The 18,083-nt window shown below is 52.0% G+C and carries 16 protein-coding genes; 11 read left to right on the forward strand and 5 right to left on the reverse strand.

All coding sequences use genetic code 11. The annotated features are described in order from the left end of the window. Positions 1-41: 41 nt before the first annotated feature. Genes M2371_RS16980 through tesA form a run of 3 tightly spaced genes read right to left on the reverse strand, consistent with a single transcriptional unit; the run spans position 42 to position 2,376 of the window. A complete protein-coding gene (locus tag M2371_RS16980; RefSeq protein WP_115630419.1) occupies positions 42-890 on the reverse strand; it encodes a co-chaperone YbbN in 849 nt (282 codons plus the stop codon). Positions 891-947: 57 nt separating this feature from the next. After that, complete coding sequence (locus tag M2371_RS16985) at positions 948-1,718, reverse strand: SDR family oxidoreductase (protein ID WP_034493773.1); 771 nt, start codon at positions 1,716-1,718, stop codon at positions 948-950. A 28-nt stretch (positions 1,719-1,746) separates the two neighbouring features. After that, positions 1,747-2,376, reverse strand: coding sequence for a multifunctional acyl-CoA thioesterase I/protease I/lysophospholipase L1 (tesA, locus tag M2371_RS16990; RefSeq protein ID WP_259268247.1), 630 nt, complete (start codon positions 2,374-2,376; stop codon positions 1,747-1,749). Here tesA and ybbA point away from each other — a divergent pair. Together ybbA and ybbP are read left to right on the forward strand one after the other, a co-directional pair. After that, complete coding sequence (ybbA, locus tag M2371_RS16995; protein WP_115630415.1) at positions 2,344-3,030, forward strand: putative ABC transporter ATP-binding protein YbbA; 687 nt, start codon at positions 2,344-2,346, stop codon at positions 3,028-3,030. The two genes, tesA and ybbA, sit on opposite strands and share 33 nt — an antisense overlap. After that, a complete protein-coding gene (ybbP, locus tag M2371_RS17000) occupies positions 3,027-5,441 on the forward strand; it encodes a putative ABC transporter permease subunit YbbP (RefSeq protein ID WP_259268248.1) in 2,415 nt (804 codons plus the stop codon). Before ybbA ends, ybbP begins: the two co-directional genes overlap by 4 nt. On the opposite strand, the gene allS is transcribed toward ybbP, so the two are convergent. Further along, positions 5,418-6,353 carry an HTH-type transcriptional activator AllS gene (gene allS / locus M2371_RS17005; RefSeq protein ID WP_259268249.1) on the reverse strand — a complete coding sequence of 312 codons (936 nt, stop codon included), beginning with the start codon at positions 6,351-6,353 and terminating at the stop codon, positions 5,418-5,420. The two genes, ybbP and allS, sit on opposite strands and share 24 nt — an antisense overlap. Positions 6,354-6,550: 197 nt before the next feature. Between allS and allA the strand changes: the two genes are divergently transcribed. The 9 genes from allA to glxK all read left to right on the forward strand — a co-directional run bounded on the left by allA (position 6,551) and on the right by glxK (position 17,168). Further along, complete coding sequence (gene allA / locus M2371_RS17010) at positions 6,551-7,033, forward strand: ureidoglycolate lyase (RefSeq protein WP_172895345.1); 483 nt, start codon at positions 6,551-6,553, stop codon at positions 7,031-7,033. A gap of 125 nt (positions 7,034-7,158) precedes the next feature. Further along, entirely contained in the window at positions 7,159-7,977 is an 819-nt protein-coding gene (gene allR, locus M2371_RS17015) for an HTH-type transcriptional repressor AllR (protein ID WP_034493779.1), read from the forward strand. A gap of 96 nt (positions 7,978-8,073) precedes the next feature. After that, positions 8,074-9,855: a glyoxylate carboligase gene (gene gcl / locus M2371_RS17020; protein ID WP_034493780.1), complete on the forward strand. Its 1,782-nt coding sequence runs from the start codon at positions 8,074-8,076 to the stop codon at positions 9,853-9,855. A gap of 11 nt (positions 9,856-9,866) precedes the next feature. After that, on the forward strand, positions 9,867-10,643 hold the full coding sequence (hyi, locus tag M2371_RS17025) for a hydroxypyruvate isomerase (protein WP_259268250.1): 777 nt from the start codon (positions 9,867-9,869) through the stop codon (positions 10,641-10,643). Positions 10,644-10,731: 88 nt separating this feature from the next. Then, the gene (gene glxR, locus M2371_RS17030) at positions 10,732-11,610 is read left to right on the forward strand and encodes a 2-hydroxy-3-oxopropionate reductase (protein ID WP_259268251.1); all 879 of its coding nucleotides are present in this window, start codon (positions 10,732-10,734) and stop codon (positions 11,608-11,610) included. A 131-nt stretch (positions 11,611-11,741) separates the two neighbouring features. Then, positions 11,742-13,205 (forward strand): allantoin transporter, encoded by a 1,464-nt coding sequence (locus M2371_RS17035; protein WP_172895341.1) that lies wholly within the window; start codon positions 11,742-11,744, stop codon positions 13,203-13,205. A gap of 61 nt (positions 13,206-13,266) precedes the next feature. Continuing rightward, positions 13,267-14,628, forward strand: coding sequence for an allantoinase AllB (gene allB, locus M2371_RS17040; protein WP_172895340.1), 1,362 nt, complete (start codon positions 13,267-13,269; stop codon positions 14,626-14,628). A gap of 66 nt (positions 14,629-14,694) precedes the next feature. Continuing rightward, positions 14,695-15,996: a uracil/xanthine transporter gene (locus M2371_RS17045; RefSeq protein WP_259268252.1), complete on the forward strand. Its 1,302-nt coding sequence runs from the start codon at positions 14,695-14,697 to the stop codon at positions 15,994-15,996. Positions 15,997-16,022: 26 nt separating this feature from the next. Beyond that, on the forward strand, positions 16,023-17,168 hold the full coding sequence (gene glxK, locus M2371_RS17050) for a glycerate 3-kinase (protein ID WP_259268253.1): 1,146 nt from the start codon (positions 16,023-16,025) through the stop codon (positions 17,166-17,168). A gap of 119 nt (positions 17,169-17,287) precedes the next feature. Here the strand turns inward: glxK and allE are convergent, their stop codons facing one another. Beyond that, entirely contained in the window at positions 17,288-18,073 is a 786-nt protein-coding gene (gene allE / locus M2371_RS17055; protein ID WP_259268254.1) for a (S)-ureidoglycine aminohydrolase, read from the reverse strand. Positions 18,074-18,083: the final 10 nt, after the last annotated feature.

The raw sequence follows: 18,083 nt of genomic DNA on the forward strand, positions 1-18,083 counted from the left end.
TCTGAATTAACCCAACGGTCTTTTCAGCGTCTTCCGACTAATTAATACAGCAGCGAATACATCTGACGGCGGTATTTAGATGCCAGCGCATCACCGGTACCCAATGCTGCCAGAATCTCCATCAGCATTTTGCGCACTTGCCCATCGGCCGCACCTAAATCTTTCTTCAAATGGGTATACAACAATTCCAGCGCTTCTTCGTTACGCCCAACCTGATGCAGTTGCAACGCCAGTTGGCTGGCAAGATGTGCGTTTTCAGGATCTTGATCCACTTGCTGCTGCAACAACTGAATTTCCGGCGTGTCAGCCGCTTGTTTCATCAAATCAATCTGCGCGACCAGGCCCTGATAACGCGTGTCTTGATCCTGCAACGGAATAGTTTTCAGCACCGCTTCTGCGTCTTCGCTACGGTTCAGCGCAATCTGTACTTCCGCCAGCATCAGGCCAATTTCGCTGTTCTGATTTGAGAGCTGCCACGCATCTTTCAGCAGCGGCAGCGCTTCGGCGTGTTTGCCTTCTTGCATCAACAACATCGCTTCTTGCGCTTTCAGCTCTTCTTCACGCGGCAGAACCTTTTCCAGCAACGCACGAATCGCTTCTTCTGGCTGTGGTCCCTGGAAACCGTCTACCGGCTGACCATTCTGGAACAGATAAACGGTTGGAATGCTGCGCAAACCAAACTGTGAAGCGACCATTTGCTCGGCATCGCAGTCCACTTTGGCAAGAATAAACTGGCCCTGATACTGCGCGGCAAGTTTATCCAGAACCGGCGTGAGCTGTTCACAATGCTGACTACGAGCAGACCAGAAATAGAAAAGAACAGGCGTAGTAACAGACTGTTCCAGCACCTGGTGCATATTCGCTTCGGTAATGTCGATGTTGTAAGACATAAATCAATTCCTTATAAAGATTTGCTTTTACATGGGGGTTGGCGGCAAACGCTTCAACTAACCACGTAAAATTTTATCTAACATGCGGGCCGGCAACAGGCGGCGCAACCACGTTAAAGCGTGGGCGACCAGCGTTACCGGATAGCGCAATTTCGGCTTCGGGTTTTCAAAAGCATGGCGCACTTTTTCCACTACCGCTTCCGGGCCGAGTGTAAAGCGTGCGGCAATCCCAGGGTTTTCTACCGGGTGGTCAGATTGCGTTTGATTCACATTTTGCGTGAACTGAGTGCGGATAGGGCCAGGTTCAATCAAACTGACTTTAATGCCGCTGTGATGCAGTTCCATTCGCAGCGCGTCAGACCAGGCTTCCAGCGCGTATTTGCTGGCGGCGTAGGCACCACGCCCAGGCGTTGCAACCAGCCCCATCACCGAACTGGTCATCACAATGCGCCCTTCACGGTGCGGCAACATCGCCGGAAGCAGCAGCATGGTGAGCTGATGGGTGCCAAAAAAGTTGGTCGAAAACTGTTGCTCAAGCTGTTCGCGGGAAAGGGTTTGTAGCGGGCCGTAAACGCCGTAACCGCCATTATTAAACAGCCCGTACAGACGATTCCCGGTGAGTTCAATAACCTTAGCCGCCGCTGCTTGCACACTTTCAGGCGAGTCGAGATCGAGCTGCACACCGGTAAACCCGGCCTGGTTCATGCGCTCAACATCTTCGGGTTTTCGGCAGGCGGCCAGAATGCGAAACCCCTGCTTGTGTAATTCATGGGCGCAGGCGAGGCCAATTCCGCTGGAACAACCTGTAATTAAAACTGATTTTTGCATAACTTTACCCGATGAACGTCCCGATTGTTTATGAGTCGTGGTTAACTAAAGGTGCCAGACGAGAAGACATCCAGTCGGCGATAAACGGCTGCGCATCGCTATTCGGGTGAATACCGTCATCCTGCATCCATTGCGGTTTCAGATAGACCTCCTCCATAAAAAATGGCAGCAGAGGAATCGAAAACTCTTTGGCAAGTTGCGGATAAATAGCGCTAAACGACTCATTATAACGACGACCGTAGTTTGCCGGCAGACGTATTTGCATCAGCAATGGTTGAGCGTTCGCCGCTTTTACATCGTTGATAATCTGGCGCAGACTTTTTTCGATGGCTTGCGGTTGAAAACCGCGCAAACCATCGTTGCCGCCCAGTTCGATTAATACCCAGCGAGGCTGATGTTGCTTCAGCAATGCCGGTAATCGTGCCAACCCTTGCGGCGCGGTGTCGCCACTGATACTGGCATTCACGACGTTAGTATTTTGCTGGTTCCATTTCTTATCCAGCAAGGCAGGCCAGGCCGCCGTCGCCGACATCCGGTAACCCGCGCTCAGGCTATCACCTAATATCAACAACGTGTCCGCATGCGCGGCGCGAAAGGCCATCAAAGCCAGAAACAGGAAGGGCAAATGCCAGCGGAAAACATTGTTGAAGTTCATCATCTTAGTAAGTCCGTAGGTCTGGGGGAGCATCAGCTTTCCATCCTTACCGGAGTTGAGCTGGTTGTCAAACCGGCGCAGACCATTGCCTTAATTGGTGAGTCAGGTTCCGGGAAGTCTACACTACTGGCTATTCTCGCCGGGCTTGATGATGGCAGCGAAGGGGAAGTTCACCTGTGCGGCGAGCCGTTACACAGCATGGATGAAGAAGCGCGCGCGGCGCTGCGGGCGAAAAACGTCGGCTTTGTCTTCCAGTCATTCATGTTAGTGCCGACCCTTAACGCGCTGGAAAACGTCGAACTTCCGGCGTTGTTACGCGGTGAAAAAGATTCTTCCAGCCGCGCGCAGGCGAAAGCATTGCTCGAACAACTTGGTCTTGGCAAACGTCTTGATCACCTTCCCGCGCAGCTTTCCGGTGGCGAGCAACAGCGCGTGGCTTTGGCTCGCGCCTTTAACGGGCGGCCTGCGGTGTTGTTTGCCGATGAACCGACCGGCAACCTCGACCGCCAGACCGGCGACAGAATTGCTGATCTACTCTTCTCACTGAATCGAGATTTCGCCACCACGCTGATTCTGGTCACCCACGATGAACAACTCGCTGCCCGTTGCGACCGCCGCTTGCGCCTGCGTGAAGGTAAATTGTGGGAGGAAGCATGATTGCCCGCTGGTTCTGGCGTGAATGGCGTTCGCCATCACTACTGATTGTCTGGCTGGCTTTAAGCCTCGCGGTGGCGTGTGTGCTGGCACTGGGCAATATCAGCGACCGCATGGAACAAGGGCTAAACCAGCAAAGCCGTGACTTTATGGCGGGCGACCGTGCATTGCGCAGCGCACGCGAAGTGCCGCAAGAATGGCTGGAAAGAGCGCAAAAAGAGGGGCTGAAAGTCGGCAAACAGCTGACTTTCGCGACCATGACGTTTGCCAAAGACACGCCGCAACTGGCATCAGTTAAAGCCGTTGATGATGTTTATCCGATGTATGGCGAGCTGGATACCAATCCGCCAGGGCTGAAACCCGAACCGGGAAGCGTACTGCTGGCGCCGCGTCTGATGGCATTGCTCAATCTCAAAGTCGGGGATTCGCTGGAGGTCGGCGACACCACTTTGCGCATCGCGGGCGAAGTGATTCAGGAGCCGGACTCGGGCTTTAACCCGTTCCAGATGGCCCCGCGTTTAATGATGAACCTTGCGGATGTGGAAAAAACCGGCGCGGTTCAGCCAGGAAGCCGCATCACCTGGCGCTATAAATTTGGTGGCACGCCACAGCAGCTCGATAAGTTTGAGAAATTTGTTGTTCCGCTCCTGAAACCGGAACAACGTTGGTACGGCATGGAGCAAGATGACGGAGCGCTGGGCAAATCCCTTGAGCGCTCACAACAATTCTTGCTGCTTTCCGCACTTCTGACGCTGCTACTGGCGGTGGCTGCTGTCGCTGTGGCGATGAACCATTACTGCCGCAGCCGTTACGATTTAGTCGCGATCCTGAAAACGCTTGGGGCAGGGCGTGCGGCACTGCGCAAATTGATTATCGGCCAGTGGTTAATGGTTCTCGCCCTGGCGGCGATGGCCGGAGGTGCTGCCGGGTTGGTGTTTGAAGCGGTGCTGATGCGCCTGCTCAAGCCGGTTTTACCTGCGGCATTACCGCCAGCGAGCCTCTGGCCGTGGGTGTGGGCTATCGGCTCGATGGTGGTAATTTCGTTGCTCGTAGGTTTGCGTCCTTATCGTTTGTTGCTGGCAACACAACCGCTGCGGGTTTTGCGCCGGGATGCCGTGGCAAATGTCTGGCCGCTGAAAATCTACCTGCCGATTATCACTATCGTGGTGGTGGCGTTACTGGCATTGCTGATGGGCGGCAGCACGCTTTTGTGGGCGGTGCTGGCGGGTACGGTCGTTCTGGCGGCGCTATGCGGTATTGTCGGTTGGGGCGTGCTGCGCCTGCTCAAAAAGCTGACGCTAAAAAATCTCGCGCTGCGCCTGGCGGTGAACCGCTTGTTGCGCCAGCCGTGGGCGACACTCAGTCAACTGGCGGCATTCTCGCTGTCGTTTATGTTGCTGGCGTTACTGTTGGTGCTACGAGGCGATCTGCTCGATCGCTGGCAGCAACAACTGCCGCCGGAAAGCCCGAATTATTTCCTGCTCAACATCGCCACCGAACAGGTGCAGCCGGTGAAAGAATTTTTGGCTGAACACCAGATTATCCCCGAGTCGTTCTACCCGATTGTGCGCGTGCGTATGACGGCGATTAACGGTAAATCCACCGAAGGCAACCCTGACGAAGCGCTTAACCGCGAGCTAAACCTGACGTGGCAAAGCCAGAAGCCGACGCATAACCCAATTCTTGCGGGGAGTTGGCCGCCAAAAGCGGGCGAAGTTTCCATGGATGAAGGCGTGGCTAAACGCCTGAAGATCAAACTGGGCGATACTGTCACCTTTATGGGCGATACCCAGGACTTCTCCGCCAAAGTTTCCAGCCTGCGTAAAGTTGACTGGGAAAGCCTGCGGCCTAACTTCTACTTTATCTTCCCGCCGGGTGCGTTAGATAACCAGCCGCAAAGCTGGCTGACCAGCTTCCATCTGGAGGGTAAAAATGGCGTGCTAACCCAGCTTAACCGTGAGTTCCCGACGCTCAGTTTGCTGGATATCGGGGCGATTCTGCGCCAGGTTGGGCAAGTACTGGAACAGGTGAGTCGTGCGCTGGAAGTGATGGTGGTGCTGGTGACGGCTTGTGGCGTGCTGCTGTTGCTCGCGCAAGTGCAGGTGGGCATGCGTCAGCGGCATCAGGAACTGGTGGTTTATCGCACGTTAGGGGCAGGGAAACGCCTGCTGCGCACCACGTTATGGTGTGAATTTGCGGTATTAGGACTGGTTTCCGGGCTGGTGGCCGCCATTGGCGCTGAAACCGCACTCGGCCTGCTGCAAACCCGCGTGTTTGATTTCCCATGGGAACCGGACTGGCGGTTGTGGGTCATTCTGCCTCTGACCGGTGCGCTGTTACTTTCAGTTTGTGGTGGTTGGTTGGGCGTGCGCTTACTGAAAGGCAAAGCGTTATTCCGCCAGTTTGTTGCCTGAGTTTAATGGCGTTAAAAAGCCCTGAATGGTGCTGGCGTTTTCCTCAAACAAACGGACAATTTCCAGCGCCGCTTTCCCGGCCTGCGCATGATGCCAGGCAAGGCTCAGCGGGGAAGGCGGGCGCATCGCCGGAATGGTGCGCGTCACCAGTTCGCCGCTATCCAGATAGCGCTGGCACAATTTTCTGGGCAAAAATCCAATTCCCACTCCCGCCACGTGCGCAGCAATTTTAGTGCTCAAATCTGAAACCTGAATCTCTTTTTGCCCGGTCAGTCGCCATGCCACGCGTTTGGTGATGTGACGGGCACTGTCTTCAATATTAATCGCCGGATACTGGCGCAGTTTAGCCTCGTTTAACGGCCCTGTTTCGTGAGCTAACGAGTGGTGTGCCGCCAGCACAAATACCCAGTCGATCTCCCCAAGCGGCAGCAGGCTGATGGTTTCGGACAGCGTTTCAGTTCCTGACACGCCAATCGCCAGCGAAAAATCTCCATGTAATAACGCATCCCAGACACCCATATAAATCTGGCGTGAAAGGGTGAATTGCGTCAGCGGAAAACGCGCTACTAAATGTGCAAGCAGAGTAGCTATCGCCGCAGGTTCATACAGTAAGTTATTGATAACAATATTGACCTGACGTTCTACGCCATCATTGATTTGCTTAAGCTCACCGGGCATGGCATCGAGCCACGCCAGCCACTCTTTCGAACGCTCCAGCAAGTGAATGCCCGCCGTGGTCAGCAGAACGCTGCGCGTCGTTCGCTGAAACAGCGGCACACCCGTACTTTCCTCAAGCAACTTAATGCGATAGCTGATCGTCGCCGTGGTTTTGTGTAAACGCTCAGCCGCTTTAGAAAAGCTGGCGGTTTCGGCCACGGTGAGAAAGGTGCGGATGGTTTCCTGGTCAAGCATTATCAGACCTTTATATATCAATGATTTTTAATGATATTTGCATATTGACCTTAAAAATGATGTGGCGTAAATCTCATTGTTGGAAAAATATTCCAATTTAATATTGCATCAAGCGAGGTTAGGTTTTAGATTGCTGTCAGCGGTGCCATTTTGATCAACATAAATGGCAAAAGGATCACCAGGAGCAGGAACACGGAATGAAACTCAAGTTGTTACCTCTGACTCAAGAGGCTTTTTCGCCTTATGGCGACGTTATCGGAACCGAAGGAAAGGAATTTTTCCATATCAATAACGGGCAAACCGAGCGCTATCACGATTTGGCGTTGGTTGAGATCCTCCAGCAGGATCGTGCCCTCGTCAGCATCAACCGCGCCCAGCCGCTGGAAATGCCAATAACCGTCACGCAGCTCGAACGCCATCCACTTGGCTCGCAGGCGTTTATTCCCCTTAACGGCGAGCGTTTTATCGTGGTGGTAGCACTGGGGGATGAGCAGCCAGATCCTGAAACTATGCTCGGGTTTATCACCGATGGCCGTCAGGGCGTGAACTATCATCGCAACGTCTGGCATCACCCGTTGTTTGCATGGCAAAAAGTGACTGATTTTTTAACGGTGGATCGCGGTGGTAGCGATAATTGTGATTTAGTGAATGTTGCGCCAAAAGAACTGGTATTGAGCTGATTCTATCCAATTTTATTTAGGATAAATCCCGTGACGCTTCAAAGTATCTTTCATAAGATGGCGCGTTAAATTCATTGACGTAGCACGCTTCCCGTAAAGTTTCTGGGGTGGGAGATAATAGAAGAATGACTGAATTAAGACGTCGCGGACGACCAAGCCAACCGGAGTCCGGCTCGCAGAAAGGCGCGCAGGCACTGGAACGCGGCATCGCCATTTTGCAGTATCTGGCGCAGGCGGGTGGCAGCTCTTCGGTTACTGATATCGCCGAAAACCTCGAATTGCCTCTCTCCACCACTTTTCGCTTACTTAAAGTGCTGGAGAATGCCGATTTTATCTATCAGGACAGCCAGTTAGGCTGGTGGCATATCGGTCTTGGCGTGTTTAACGTCGGTTCGGCCTATATCCACAACCGGGATGTGTTATCCGTTGCGGCACCTTTCATGCGCCGCCTGATGGTGCATTCAGGGGAGACGGTCAACGTTGCGATTCGTAACGGTGGCGAAGCGGTGCTGATTGGCCAACTCGAATGCCAGTCAATGGTGCGCATGTGTGCGCCACTGGGTAGCCGCCTACCGCTTCATGCGTCCGGTGCAGGTAAAGCATTACTCTATCCACTGATGGAAGATGAGCTGATGGACCTGATAGTGAAAACCGGGCTTAAGAGTTTTACGCCGGGAACGCTTGCAGACCTGCATCAGCTGAAGAAGGATTTGCAGCTTTCCAGTGAACGTGGTTATGTCGTTGATAAAGAAGAGCATGTTCTGGGGCTAAATTGCATAGCCTCACCGATATACGACAGTACCGGCAACGTAGTCGCGGCCATTTCCATCTCTGGCCCAAGCTCCAGATTAACGCCGGAAAGATTTTTAAACCTGGGCGAATTAGTTCGCGATACGGCAACTGATATTAGTGCGGCGCTGGGTCTGAATACTCCGGCACGCTAGAAACAAAATTCCCGTCAGTCTGTGTGCGGGATTTTTTTGAACTTACTTCAAGTTGGAAAAAGTTTCCAACAATGAAATCAAAAAAGGAAAAGTACCATGGCCCGAATGAAAGCCGTCGATGCGGCAATGTATGTCCTGGAAAAAGAAGGTGTGAATACCGCATTTGGCGTACCCGGTGCGGCGATTAACCCATTCTATTCGGCAATGCGTCAGCATGGCGGCATTCGCCATGTCCTTGCTCGCCATGTTGAAGGGGCATCCCATATGGCGGAAGGGTATACCCGCGCTAAAGCCGGTAACATCGGCGTATGCCTTGGTACTTCAGGCCCGGCGGGTACGGATATGATTACCGCACTTTATTCCGCTTCTGCTGACTCTATTCCCATTCTTTGCATCACCGGCCAGGCTCCGCGTGCGCGTTTGCACAAAGAGGATTTCCAGGCGGTGGATATCGAATCTATCGCCAAGCCTGTCACCAAAATGGCCGTCACGGTTCTGGAACCTGCGCTGGTGCCACGTGTATTGCAACAGGCGTTCCACTTAATGCGTTCTGGTCGCCCAGGCCCTGTGCTGGTGGACTTACCGTTTGACGTGCAGGTTGCGGAAATCGAATTCGATCCAGATTCCTATGAGCCGCTGCCAGTCTACAAACCTGAAGCTTCGCGCAAGCAAATCGTCAAAGCACTTGAGATGTTGATGCAGGCCGAACGCCCGGTTATCGTTTCTGGTGGTGGCGTTATCAACGCGGATGCGGCGGCATTGTTGCAACGTTTTGCGGAGATTACCCAGGTTCCGGTCATTCCTACGCTGATGGGTTGGGGCACGATTCCGGACGATCACGAACTGATGGCAGGCATGGTCGGGCTGCAAACCGCGCACCGTTATGGCAACGCCACCCTGCTGGCTTCTGACCTGGTGTTTGGTATCGGCAACCGCTTTGCGAACCGTCACACCGGTTCGGTTGAGAAATACACTGCCGGTCGCAAAATCGTGCATATCGACATTGAGCCAACGCAAATTGGCCGCGTGTTATGCCCGGATCTCGGCATTGTTTCTGACGCAAAAGCGGCTCTCACCTTGTTGGTCGACGTCGCAGAAGAGCTGAAAAAAGCAGGGCGCTTACCGGATCGCAAAGCATGGATTGCCGATTGCCAGCAGCGCAAACGTACCCTGCTGCGCAAGACTCACTTCGACAATGTGCCGGTCAAACCGCAGCGCGTTTATGAAGAGATGAACAAAGCATTTGGCCGCGAGGCGTGCTACGTCACCACCATCGGCCTGTCGCAAATTGCCGCGGCGCAGATGCTGCATGTTTTCCACGATCGCCACTGGATTAATGCCGGGCAGGCAGGTCCGCTGGGTTGGACAATTCCGGCAGCGCTTGGTGTTTGTGTCGCCGATCCAAAACGTAGTGTCGTTGCACTTTCCGGCGATTACGACTTCCAGTTCTTAATTGAAGAGTTGGCTGTCGGCGCGCAATTCAATATTCCCTATATCCACGTTGTGGTGAATAACGCTTATTTAGGTCTTATTCGCCAGTCACAGCGCGCCTTCGATATGGATTATTGCGTCCAGTTAGCCTTCGAAAATATTAACTCTGAAGAAGTTAATGGATACGGTGTTGACCACGTCAAAGTCGCTGAAGGTTTAGGTTGTAAAGCGATTCGCGTATTTAAACCGGAAGATATTGCTCCGGCATTTGAGCAAGCAAAAGAGTTAATGGCGAAATACAGCGTGCCGGTTGTGGTGGAAGTTATTCTTGAGCGCGTCACCAATATTTCAATGGGAAGCGAGTTGGATAACGTTAATGAATTTGAAGCCACTGCTGAAAGTGCCGCGGACGCACCGACTGAAACCTGCTTTATGAAATATGAATAACGGAGAATATCATGCTACGTTTTTCGGCTAATTTATCGATGCTGTTTCTGGAATATGATTTTCTTGACCGTTTTGAACGCGCCGCTGCGGCAGGGTTTAAAGCCGTAGAGTTTATGTTCCCGTATGGATACAGCGTTGCGGTGTTGCAGGAAAAGTTAAAATCTAACGGACTTGAACACACGCTACATAACTTACCGGCGGGTGACTGGGATAAAGGCGAGCGTGGTATTGCTTGTATTCCTGGGCGTGAAGAAGAGTTTCGCAGCGGTGTACAAGCTGCAATCTTGTATGCCAAAGCGCTGGGCAATAGCAAAATCAATTGCCTGGTCGGGAAAACGCCAGCAGGGGTAAGTGCTGAAAAAGTCCGCGAGACTCTGGTTGAAAACCTGCGTTACGCCGGAAGTGAACTGGCAAAAGAAGGCATTCTGTTAGTGATTGAACCGCTCAATCATTTCGATATGCCAGGTTTTTACCTCACAGGAACCCAGCAGGCTATCGACCTGATTGATGAAATAGGCTGCGATAACATCCGCGTGCAATATGACATTTATCATATGCAACGTATGGAAGGGGAATTAGCCAATACGTTAACGGGGAAATTAGCCAGAATTGGCCATATCCAGTTAGCGGATAATCCTGGGCGTGGTGAGCCAGGAACCGGTGAAATTAATTATGATTATCTTTTCTCGCTAATCAATAAATTAGAATATGACGGTTGGGTGGGTTGTGAATATAAACCGAAAACCACCGCTGAAGAAGGGATGTCCTGGATTAATCAGTACCGTTAATCCTAATTAAATAAACAGGCAATAAGAATATGCCCACTTTTGTGGCAGGGAAACTTATTGCCTGAAATAACCTGAAAGGAATGAAACAATGAATCTTGGTTTTATTGGTCTGGGTATTATGGGCACGCCGATGGCACAGCTCCTGGCGCAAGTGGGGCATAAGCTTCGTGTCTGCACTATTGGCCCTGTTTCAGACAAACTCTATTCATTAGGGGCTGAAAACTGCGAAACGGCGCGCAACGTAACAGAAAAATCAGACATCATCTTTATCATGGTGCCAGATACACCGCAGGTCGAAGAGGTGCTGTTTGGGCCTGAAGGTTGTGCGCAGGCTTCACTGAAGGGCAAAACCATTGTTGATATGAGTTCAATTTCGCCTATCGAAACCAAACGCTTTGCTCAAAAGGTGATTGAACGCGGCGGCGAATACCTTGATGCACCGGTTTCCGGCGGCGAGGTGGGAGCTAAAGAAGGCACGCTTTCCATCATGGTGGGTGGCAAGCCAGAAGTGTTTGAACGTGTGCAGCCGTTGTTCGAAGTGATGGGCAAAAACATTACGTTGGTGGGTGGGAATGGCGACGGTCAAACCTGCAAAGTGGCAAACCAGATTATCGTGGCGTTAAACATTGAAGCGGTTTCTGAAGCCTTACTGTTTGCCTCTAAAGCCGGAGCTGACCCTGCACGCGTTCGCCAGGCATTAATGGGGGGATTTGCGTCTTCACGTATTCTCGAAGTTCACGGTGAGCGCATGATCAAACGGACGTTTGCGCCTGGTTTTAAAATTGCACTACACCAGAAAGATCTCAATCTGGCGCTACAAAGTGCCAAAGCCCTGGCGATTACATTGCCAAATACAGCCACCTGCCAGGAATTATTTAATACCTGTGCGGCGAATGGCGGTAGCCAGCTAGACCATTCTGCATTAATTCAGTCGTTGGAATTAATGGCGAATCACAAAATTTCCTGATTGTTGAAATATAAGCACTGCGCACAAAGAGGCGCAGTGCCAATAGAGTTAACTTTTTTCTTTTTGTTTTATTTGTGTTTCCGAAAAGCTAAGCCCATAGCGTTTTTATTACGTGATTAGTAGAGGGATATATGGAAAGACAGGAACAGCAGCAAAGAGAGCTTTATCGGGCCAGGGGCTATAGCGACGATCTTCTTCCAAAAGAAAAAGAGAAACAAACCTGGAAAGCATTTAACTATTTCACCCTATGGATGGGGTCAGTTCATAACGTTCCAAACTATGTCATGGTCGGCGGCTTCTTTATATTAGGGTTGTCCACATTAAGTATTATGTTGGCAATTATTCTGAGCGCGTTTTTTATTGCTTTTGTCATGGTAATGAACGGCGCGGCAGGAACCAAATACGGCGTGCCGTTTGCCATGATTTTACGTGCTTCCTATGGCGTGCGCGGTTCACTGTTCCCCGGCATTTTACGTGGTGGGATTGCAGCGATTATGTGGTTCGGCTTGCAATGCTATGCCGGTTCGCTCGCCTTCTTAATTCTGATTGGCAAAATCTGGCCAGGCTTCCTCTCCCTCGGCGGCGATTTCAATATCCTGGGTCTTAATTTGCCGGGCCTGATTGCCTTCCTGTTCTTCTGGGCAATCAACGTCGCCATTGGTTTTGGTGGTGGTGGAGTGCTCAATAAATTCACTGCGGTTCTCAACCCTTGTATTTACATCGTCTTCGGCGGCATGGCTATCTGGGCTATTTCCCTGGTGGGGATTCAACCAATTCTGGACTACGTCCCGGCAGGTGTTCAGAAAGCAGAAAATAGTGGCTTCCTGTTCCTGGTGGTGATTAACGCCGTAGTGGCGGTTTGGGCGGCACCGGCAGTCAGTGCCTCTGACTTTACCCAGAATGCGCAAAGCTTCCGTCAGCAGGCACTAGGGCAAACTTTAGGGTTATTGGTGGCCTACATTCTGTTTGCGGTGGCAGGTGTGTGTATTATCGCTGGGGCCAGTATTCACTACGGCGTAGACACGTGGAACGTGCTGGATATCGTGCAGAAGTGGGACAGCCTGTTTGCTTCATTCTTCGCGGTGTTAGTGATTCTGATGACCACGATTTCAACCAATGCCACGGGTAATATCATCCCTGCGGGATACCAGATTGCGGCTATTGCTCCGACCAAACTGACCTATAAAAACGGCGTACTCATTGCCAGTATTATCAGCCTGCTGATTTGCCCATGGAAATTAATGGAAAACCAAAGCAGCATCTATTTATTCCTCGATATCATCGGTGGAATGTTAGGGCCGGTCATCGGCGTGATGATGGCACATTACTTTATTGTGATGCGTTCGCAAATTGACCTGGATACTTTATATACCAAAGCCGGTGATTATAAGTTTTACGATAATGGTTTTAACGTCACGGCGTTCTCTGTCACTTTAATTGCGGTTGTGCTTTCGTTAGGCGGGAAATTTATTCCGCTACTTGAGCCGCTGTCGCGTGTGTCATGGTTTGTGGGTGTGATTACCGCGTTCGTTTTATATGTTCTGCTTAAAAAACGCGATGCACCAGGAGTCTCTACCGAGCATAAAGCTGCTTGATATAAATATAACGTCTTACCCCTGTACTTAATAAAAATACGTACCCTTACAAGGAGAAGTTATGTCTTACGATCTGATTATTAAAAACGGCACCGTCATTTTAGACAACGAAGCATTAGTGACCGATATTGCCGTTAAAGACGGCAAAATAGCCGCCATCGGCAATGGTCTGAACGGCGCAGCGAAGGTGATGGATGCTACCGGTCTGATAGTTGCACCTGGCATGGTCGATGCTCACACCCACATTTCAGAGCCAGGCCGCAGCCATTGGGAAGGTTACGCCACTGGCACACGTGCTGCGGCTAAAGGCGGCATCACCACGATGATCGAAATGCCGCTCAACCAGCTCCCTGCTACGGTTGACCGCGCCAGCATTGAAATGAAATTCGATGCCGCCGCAGGCAAATTGACCATTGATGCCGCGCAGCTCGGTGGCCTGGTTTCTTACAACATCGACCGTCTGCATGAACTGGACGAAGTCGGCGTGGTTGGCTTCAAATGCTTCGTGGCAACCTGTGGCGATCGCGGTATCGACAACGACTTCCGCGACGTGAACGACTTCCAGTTCTTCAAAGGCGCTCAGAAGCTCGGAAAATTGGGCCAGCCAGTATTAGTGCACTGCGAAAACGCGCTGATTTGTGACGAATTGGGTGACGAAGCAAAACGCGAAGGCCGTGTTACTGCCCATGACTATGTGGCCTCACGCCCGGTCTTCACCGAAGTCGAAGCGATTCGCCGCATTTTGTACCTGGCAAAAGTTGCCGGTTGCCGCCTGCACGTTTGCCACGTCAGCAGCCCGGAAGGTGTGGCTGAAGTCACTCGTGCACGCCAGGAAGGCCAGGATGTTACTTGCGAATCCTGCCCGCATTACTTTGTGCTCGATACCGATCAGTTTGAAGAAATCGGCACCCTGGCAAAATGCTCGCCGCCAATTCGTGATGCTGAAAACCAGAAAGGGATGTGGGAAAAACTGTTCAACGGTGAAATCGACTGCCTGGTTTCTGACCACTCACCATGCCCGCCGGATATGAAAGCAGGCAACATCATGCAGGCGTGGGGCGGCATTGCTGGCCTGCAAAGCTGTATGGATGTGATGTTTGATGAAGCGGTGCAAAAGCGTGGCATGTCGCTGCCAACCTTCGCCAAACTGATGTCCGGCAACGCGGCGGATATTTTCGGCTTGCAACATAAAGGCCATATCGCGCCGGGCAAAGATGCGGATCTGGTGTTCATCCAGCCGAACTCGTCTTACGTGCTGAAAAACGAAGACCTGGAATATCGCCACAAAGTCAGCCCTTACGTCGGTCGCACCATCGGCGCACGGATCCTGAAAACTATTCTGCGTGGCGAGGTGATTTACGATATTGAAAGCGGATTTGGCGCGAAACCAATCGGTAAATTCATTCTGAAACACCAGCAGTAATCGTTTACTTGCAGCTGCGCTCGTTGATCACGGGCGCGGCTTTTTGTCATTTTACAGGGTGGAATTATGGAAGCTGTACGTCTTAGTCGGGATACCTGGCTGTCTGGTTTTCAGTGGTTCTTCTTTATTTTCTGCAATACGGTGGTTATCCCGCCGACGTTGCAATCCGCATTTCATCTGAGTTCCGCCACGACATTTGTGCTGACGCAATATTCATTTTTGACAACCGCTCTGGCTTGTCTGCTTCAGGCTTTTTTTGGCCATCGTCGTGCATTGATGGAAGGGCCGGGCGGACTGTGGTGGGGCACGATTTTAACTCTCACGCTGGCTGAGTCCGCGCAAGGAACGTCGCTGGCCTCGATTGGCGGCAGCCTCGCTTTGGGCATTGCGCTGGCGGGTGTTCTGACGATGGTGATTGGGTTTAGCGGATTAGGGCCATGGCTTGCCAGGCTGTTTCGCCCGGCCGTAATGATTGTGTTTATGTTTTTACTCGGCGCGCAGCTTACCACCATCTTTTTTAAAGGCATGCTTGGGCTGCCGTTTGGTGCGGTGAACGGGCCGGTTGATCTCAACGGAGCGGCATTTTCCCTCGCCGTGGCGGTGGTGATTTTTATCGTCACCTTTATTGTGATTCTCCCGCAGCGCATCGGGAAATTTGCCGTTTTGCTTGGCACCATTCTGGGCTGGGGCATTTACGTTTGCTGGTTTGGGAATACTCACGTCATCACACAAACCCAGAGCTGGCAATGGTTCCCGCTCGGGCATTCGCTGGATATCAAACCCGGCATTGTGATTACCGCGGTGCTGACGGGGCTGGTGAATATCTCCAACACGTTTGGCGCGATCCGTGGCAGCGACACGTTTTATGGCAATTCGCCAGCCATGCCTGCGCTATACCGGCGCAGTTTTGTGGTTTCCGGCGCGATGACATTAATCGGTGCGCCGCTGGGCGTGATTCCTTTCTCGCCGTTTGTCTCCTCAATTGGCCTGATAACTCAGACCCAGGATGCGACGCGCCGCGCATTTGTCGTCGGCAGCCTGCTGTTTTTGTTGATTGGTCTCTTTCCTCCGCTGACGCGCTTTTTCTGCGCGATTCCGCTCACGATTAGCAGTGCCGTGATGTTGGTGGCGTACCTGCCGTTGCTGTGGTCGTCGTTGCTGTTTGTGAACCTCACTGAGCTGAACGCGCGCAACATTTATCGCATTGCTATTCCGCTGTTCTGCGGCGTGTTTTTGATGGGCGTTCCGGGCGCTTATTTGCAGCAGCTTCCGCTATTGGTGCGCCCGTTACTCAGCAACGGCCTGTTGATGGGCGTGCTGCTTGCTGTGGCGCTGGAAAACCTCTTCCCCTGGGATCGCGTGAAATAACGCCCCACATTGTTAAGGAATAAATAATGAAAATTGTGATTGCACCGGATTCATTTAAAGAAAGCCTGAGCGCGGAACGCACGGCGCAGGCCATTAAAAAAGGGTTTGAGGAAATCTTCCCGGAGGCCCAATACGTCTGCCTGCCCATTGCAGACGGCGGGGAGGGGACGGTAGAAGCGATGATTGCAGCCACTCGCGGCAAACTTGTGACGCTGATCGTGACCGGGCCAATGAGCCAACCCGTTAAGGCATTCTATGGCGTCACCGGGGACGGGCGCACGGCGGTGATTGAAATGGCGGCGGCCAGCGGGCTAATGCTGGTGGAGCCAGAACTGCGTGACCCGATGTCTGCCACCAGTTTTGGCACCGGGGAGCTTATCAAACACGCGCTCAATGCGGGTATCCGCCACATTATTCTCGGCATTGGCGGCAGCGCGACCGTTGACGGAGGTATCGGCATGGCGCAGGCGTTGGGCGTGCATTTTTACGATGCTGATGGCAACGAACTGGCCGCGGGCGGCGGTGCATTGAGTTCTCTTTCCCATATCGACCAGCAACAAATCGACCCACGAGTTAAAGAGTGCCATTTCGAAATTGCCTGCGATGTGGATAACCCGCTCACCGGGCCGCGAGGGGCGGCTGCGGTCTTCGGCCCACAAAAAGGCGCGACGCCGGAAATGGTCATCCAGCTTGATAATGGGCTGGCAAATCTGGCTGAAATTCTGGGAGCGCAGACGGGGCGTGATATTAACGCGATTGTCGGCGGCGGAGCGGCTGGCGGCATGGGCGTTGCGGCAGAGATTTACCTCGGCGGCAAATTGAAACCGGGCATCGACATCATTATGAATGCGGTCAACCTTGAACAGGTACTCGAAGGCGCTGATTTAGTGATCACCGGCGAAGGGCGTATCGATAGCCAGACCGTCGGCGGCAAAGCGCCAATCGGTGTTGCGCGAGTGGCTCACCGCCTCGGTGTACCCGTTATCGGCATGGCCGGTGTACTTGGGGAAGGTGTAGAAGTGGTGCATCAGCATGGTATCGACGCAGTATTCAGCATCCTCCCGCGCCTTGCTCCGCTTGCCACCGTGTTATTGCAGGGGGAAATTAACCTGCAACATTGCGCACGGAATATCGCTCAGGCGATGAAGTTGGGGCAGGCGATTCCGGCGTAAAAAAAAGGCCACGGTATTATCCGTGGCCAAACCGACAAGCTAAGAAAAATCATATAAAATCAGTTTTTCGTAGGTCGGATAAGCGCAGCGTCATCCGACATTCAAATCCGACAAAAACCTTAAATCTCTACATCACGATTGCAGTCTTTTGAATAGATATAACTAAATGCTTCACCGCGTCCCACGCCATAACCCGCCTGCAATGAATAAGCGCCCATAAAGATATAATCGCCCTGTTTTACTGGGATCCATTCGTTGTCGAGGTTGTAAACGCCCTGACCGCTGAGGATATAGGCACCGTGCTCCTGAACGTGGGTTTCGATATAGCCGTGGGATGCGCCTGGAGCAAATGACAGAATGTGCATGTTCATATCGAAGCCGAGATCTTTCGGCAGCAGATCCTGCAAAATCACGTCGCTCATGCCTTCATATTCAATACGCTCAAGCTGATTCACATTCCCGCTGACGATATGAGCTTTGTGCCCGTTAGCTGGAATATAGCGGCGTTTATATAAAAACAGGCGACTGTCTTGCGAGTGATTGTTAATAAAAGTCATTGCGGTATCAGGTGGGCAATATAAATACCCCCCTTGTGTGAGTGTGAAACTCTGTTCGCCAGCGCGGGCTTTGATAGCACCGTCGATAACATAAACAAAGGTTTCAATGCCGTTGCCGCCAAAGCCGATATTGTTCCCGCCATCCTGATGTAGCGTCACCAGGTAATCGACAAAGGTCGCACCCAGTTTAGGCGTTGATAAAATGGTTACGTCGCAGTTTTCAAAACCGGGAATAATATTTTTCACCAAACCGTCAGGCGTAATTAACGCGTAGTTGCCACGTTTAATAATGGAGCGCGAAGCCAGTAAATCGCTGATGTAACCCGTGTTGTTATTAAGATAACCCATTTCTTTTTCT

Origin of the sequence: Buttiauxella sp. BIGb0471, assembly GCF_024807715.1 — a bacterium.
Lineage (GTDB): Bacteria > Pseudomonadota > Gammaproteobacteria > Enterobacterales > Enterobacteriaceae > Buttiauxella > Buttiauxella agrestis.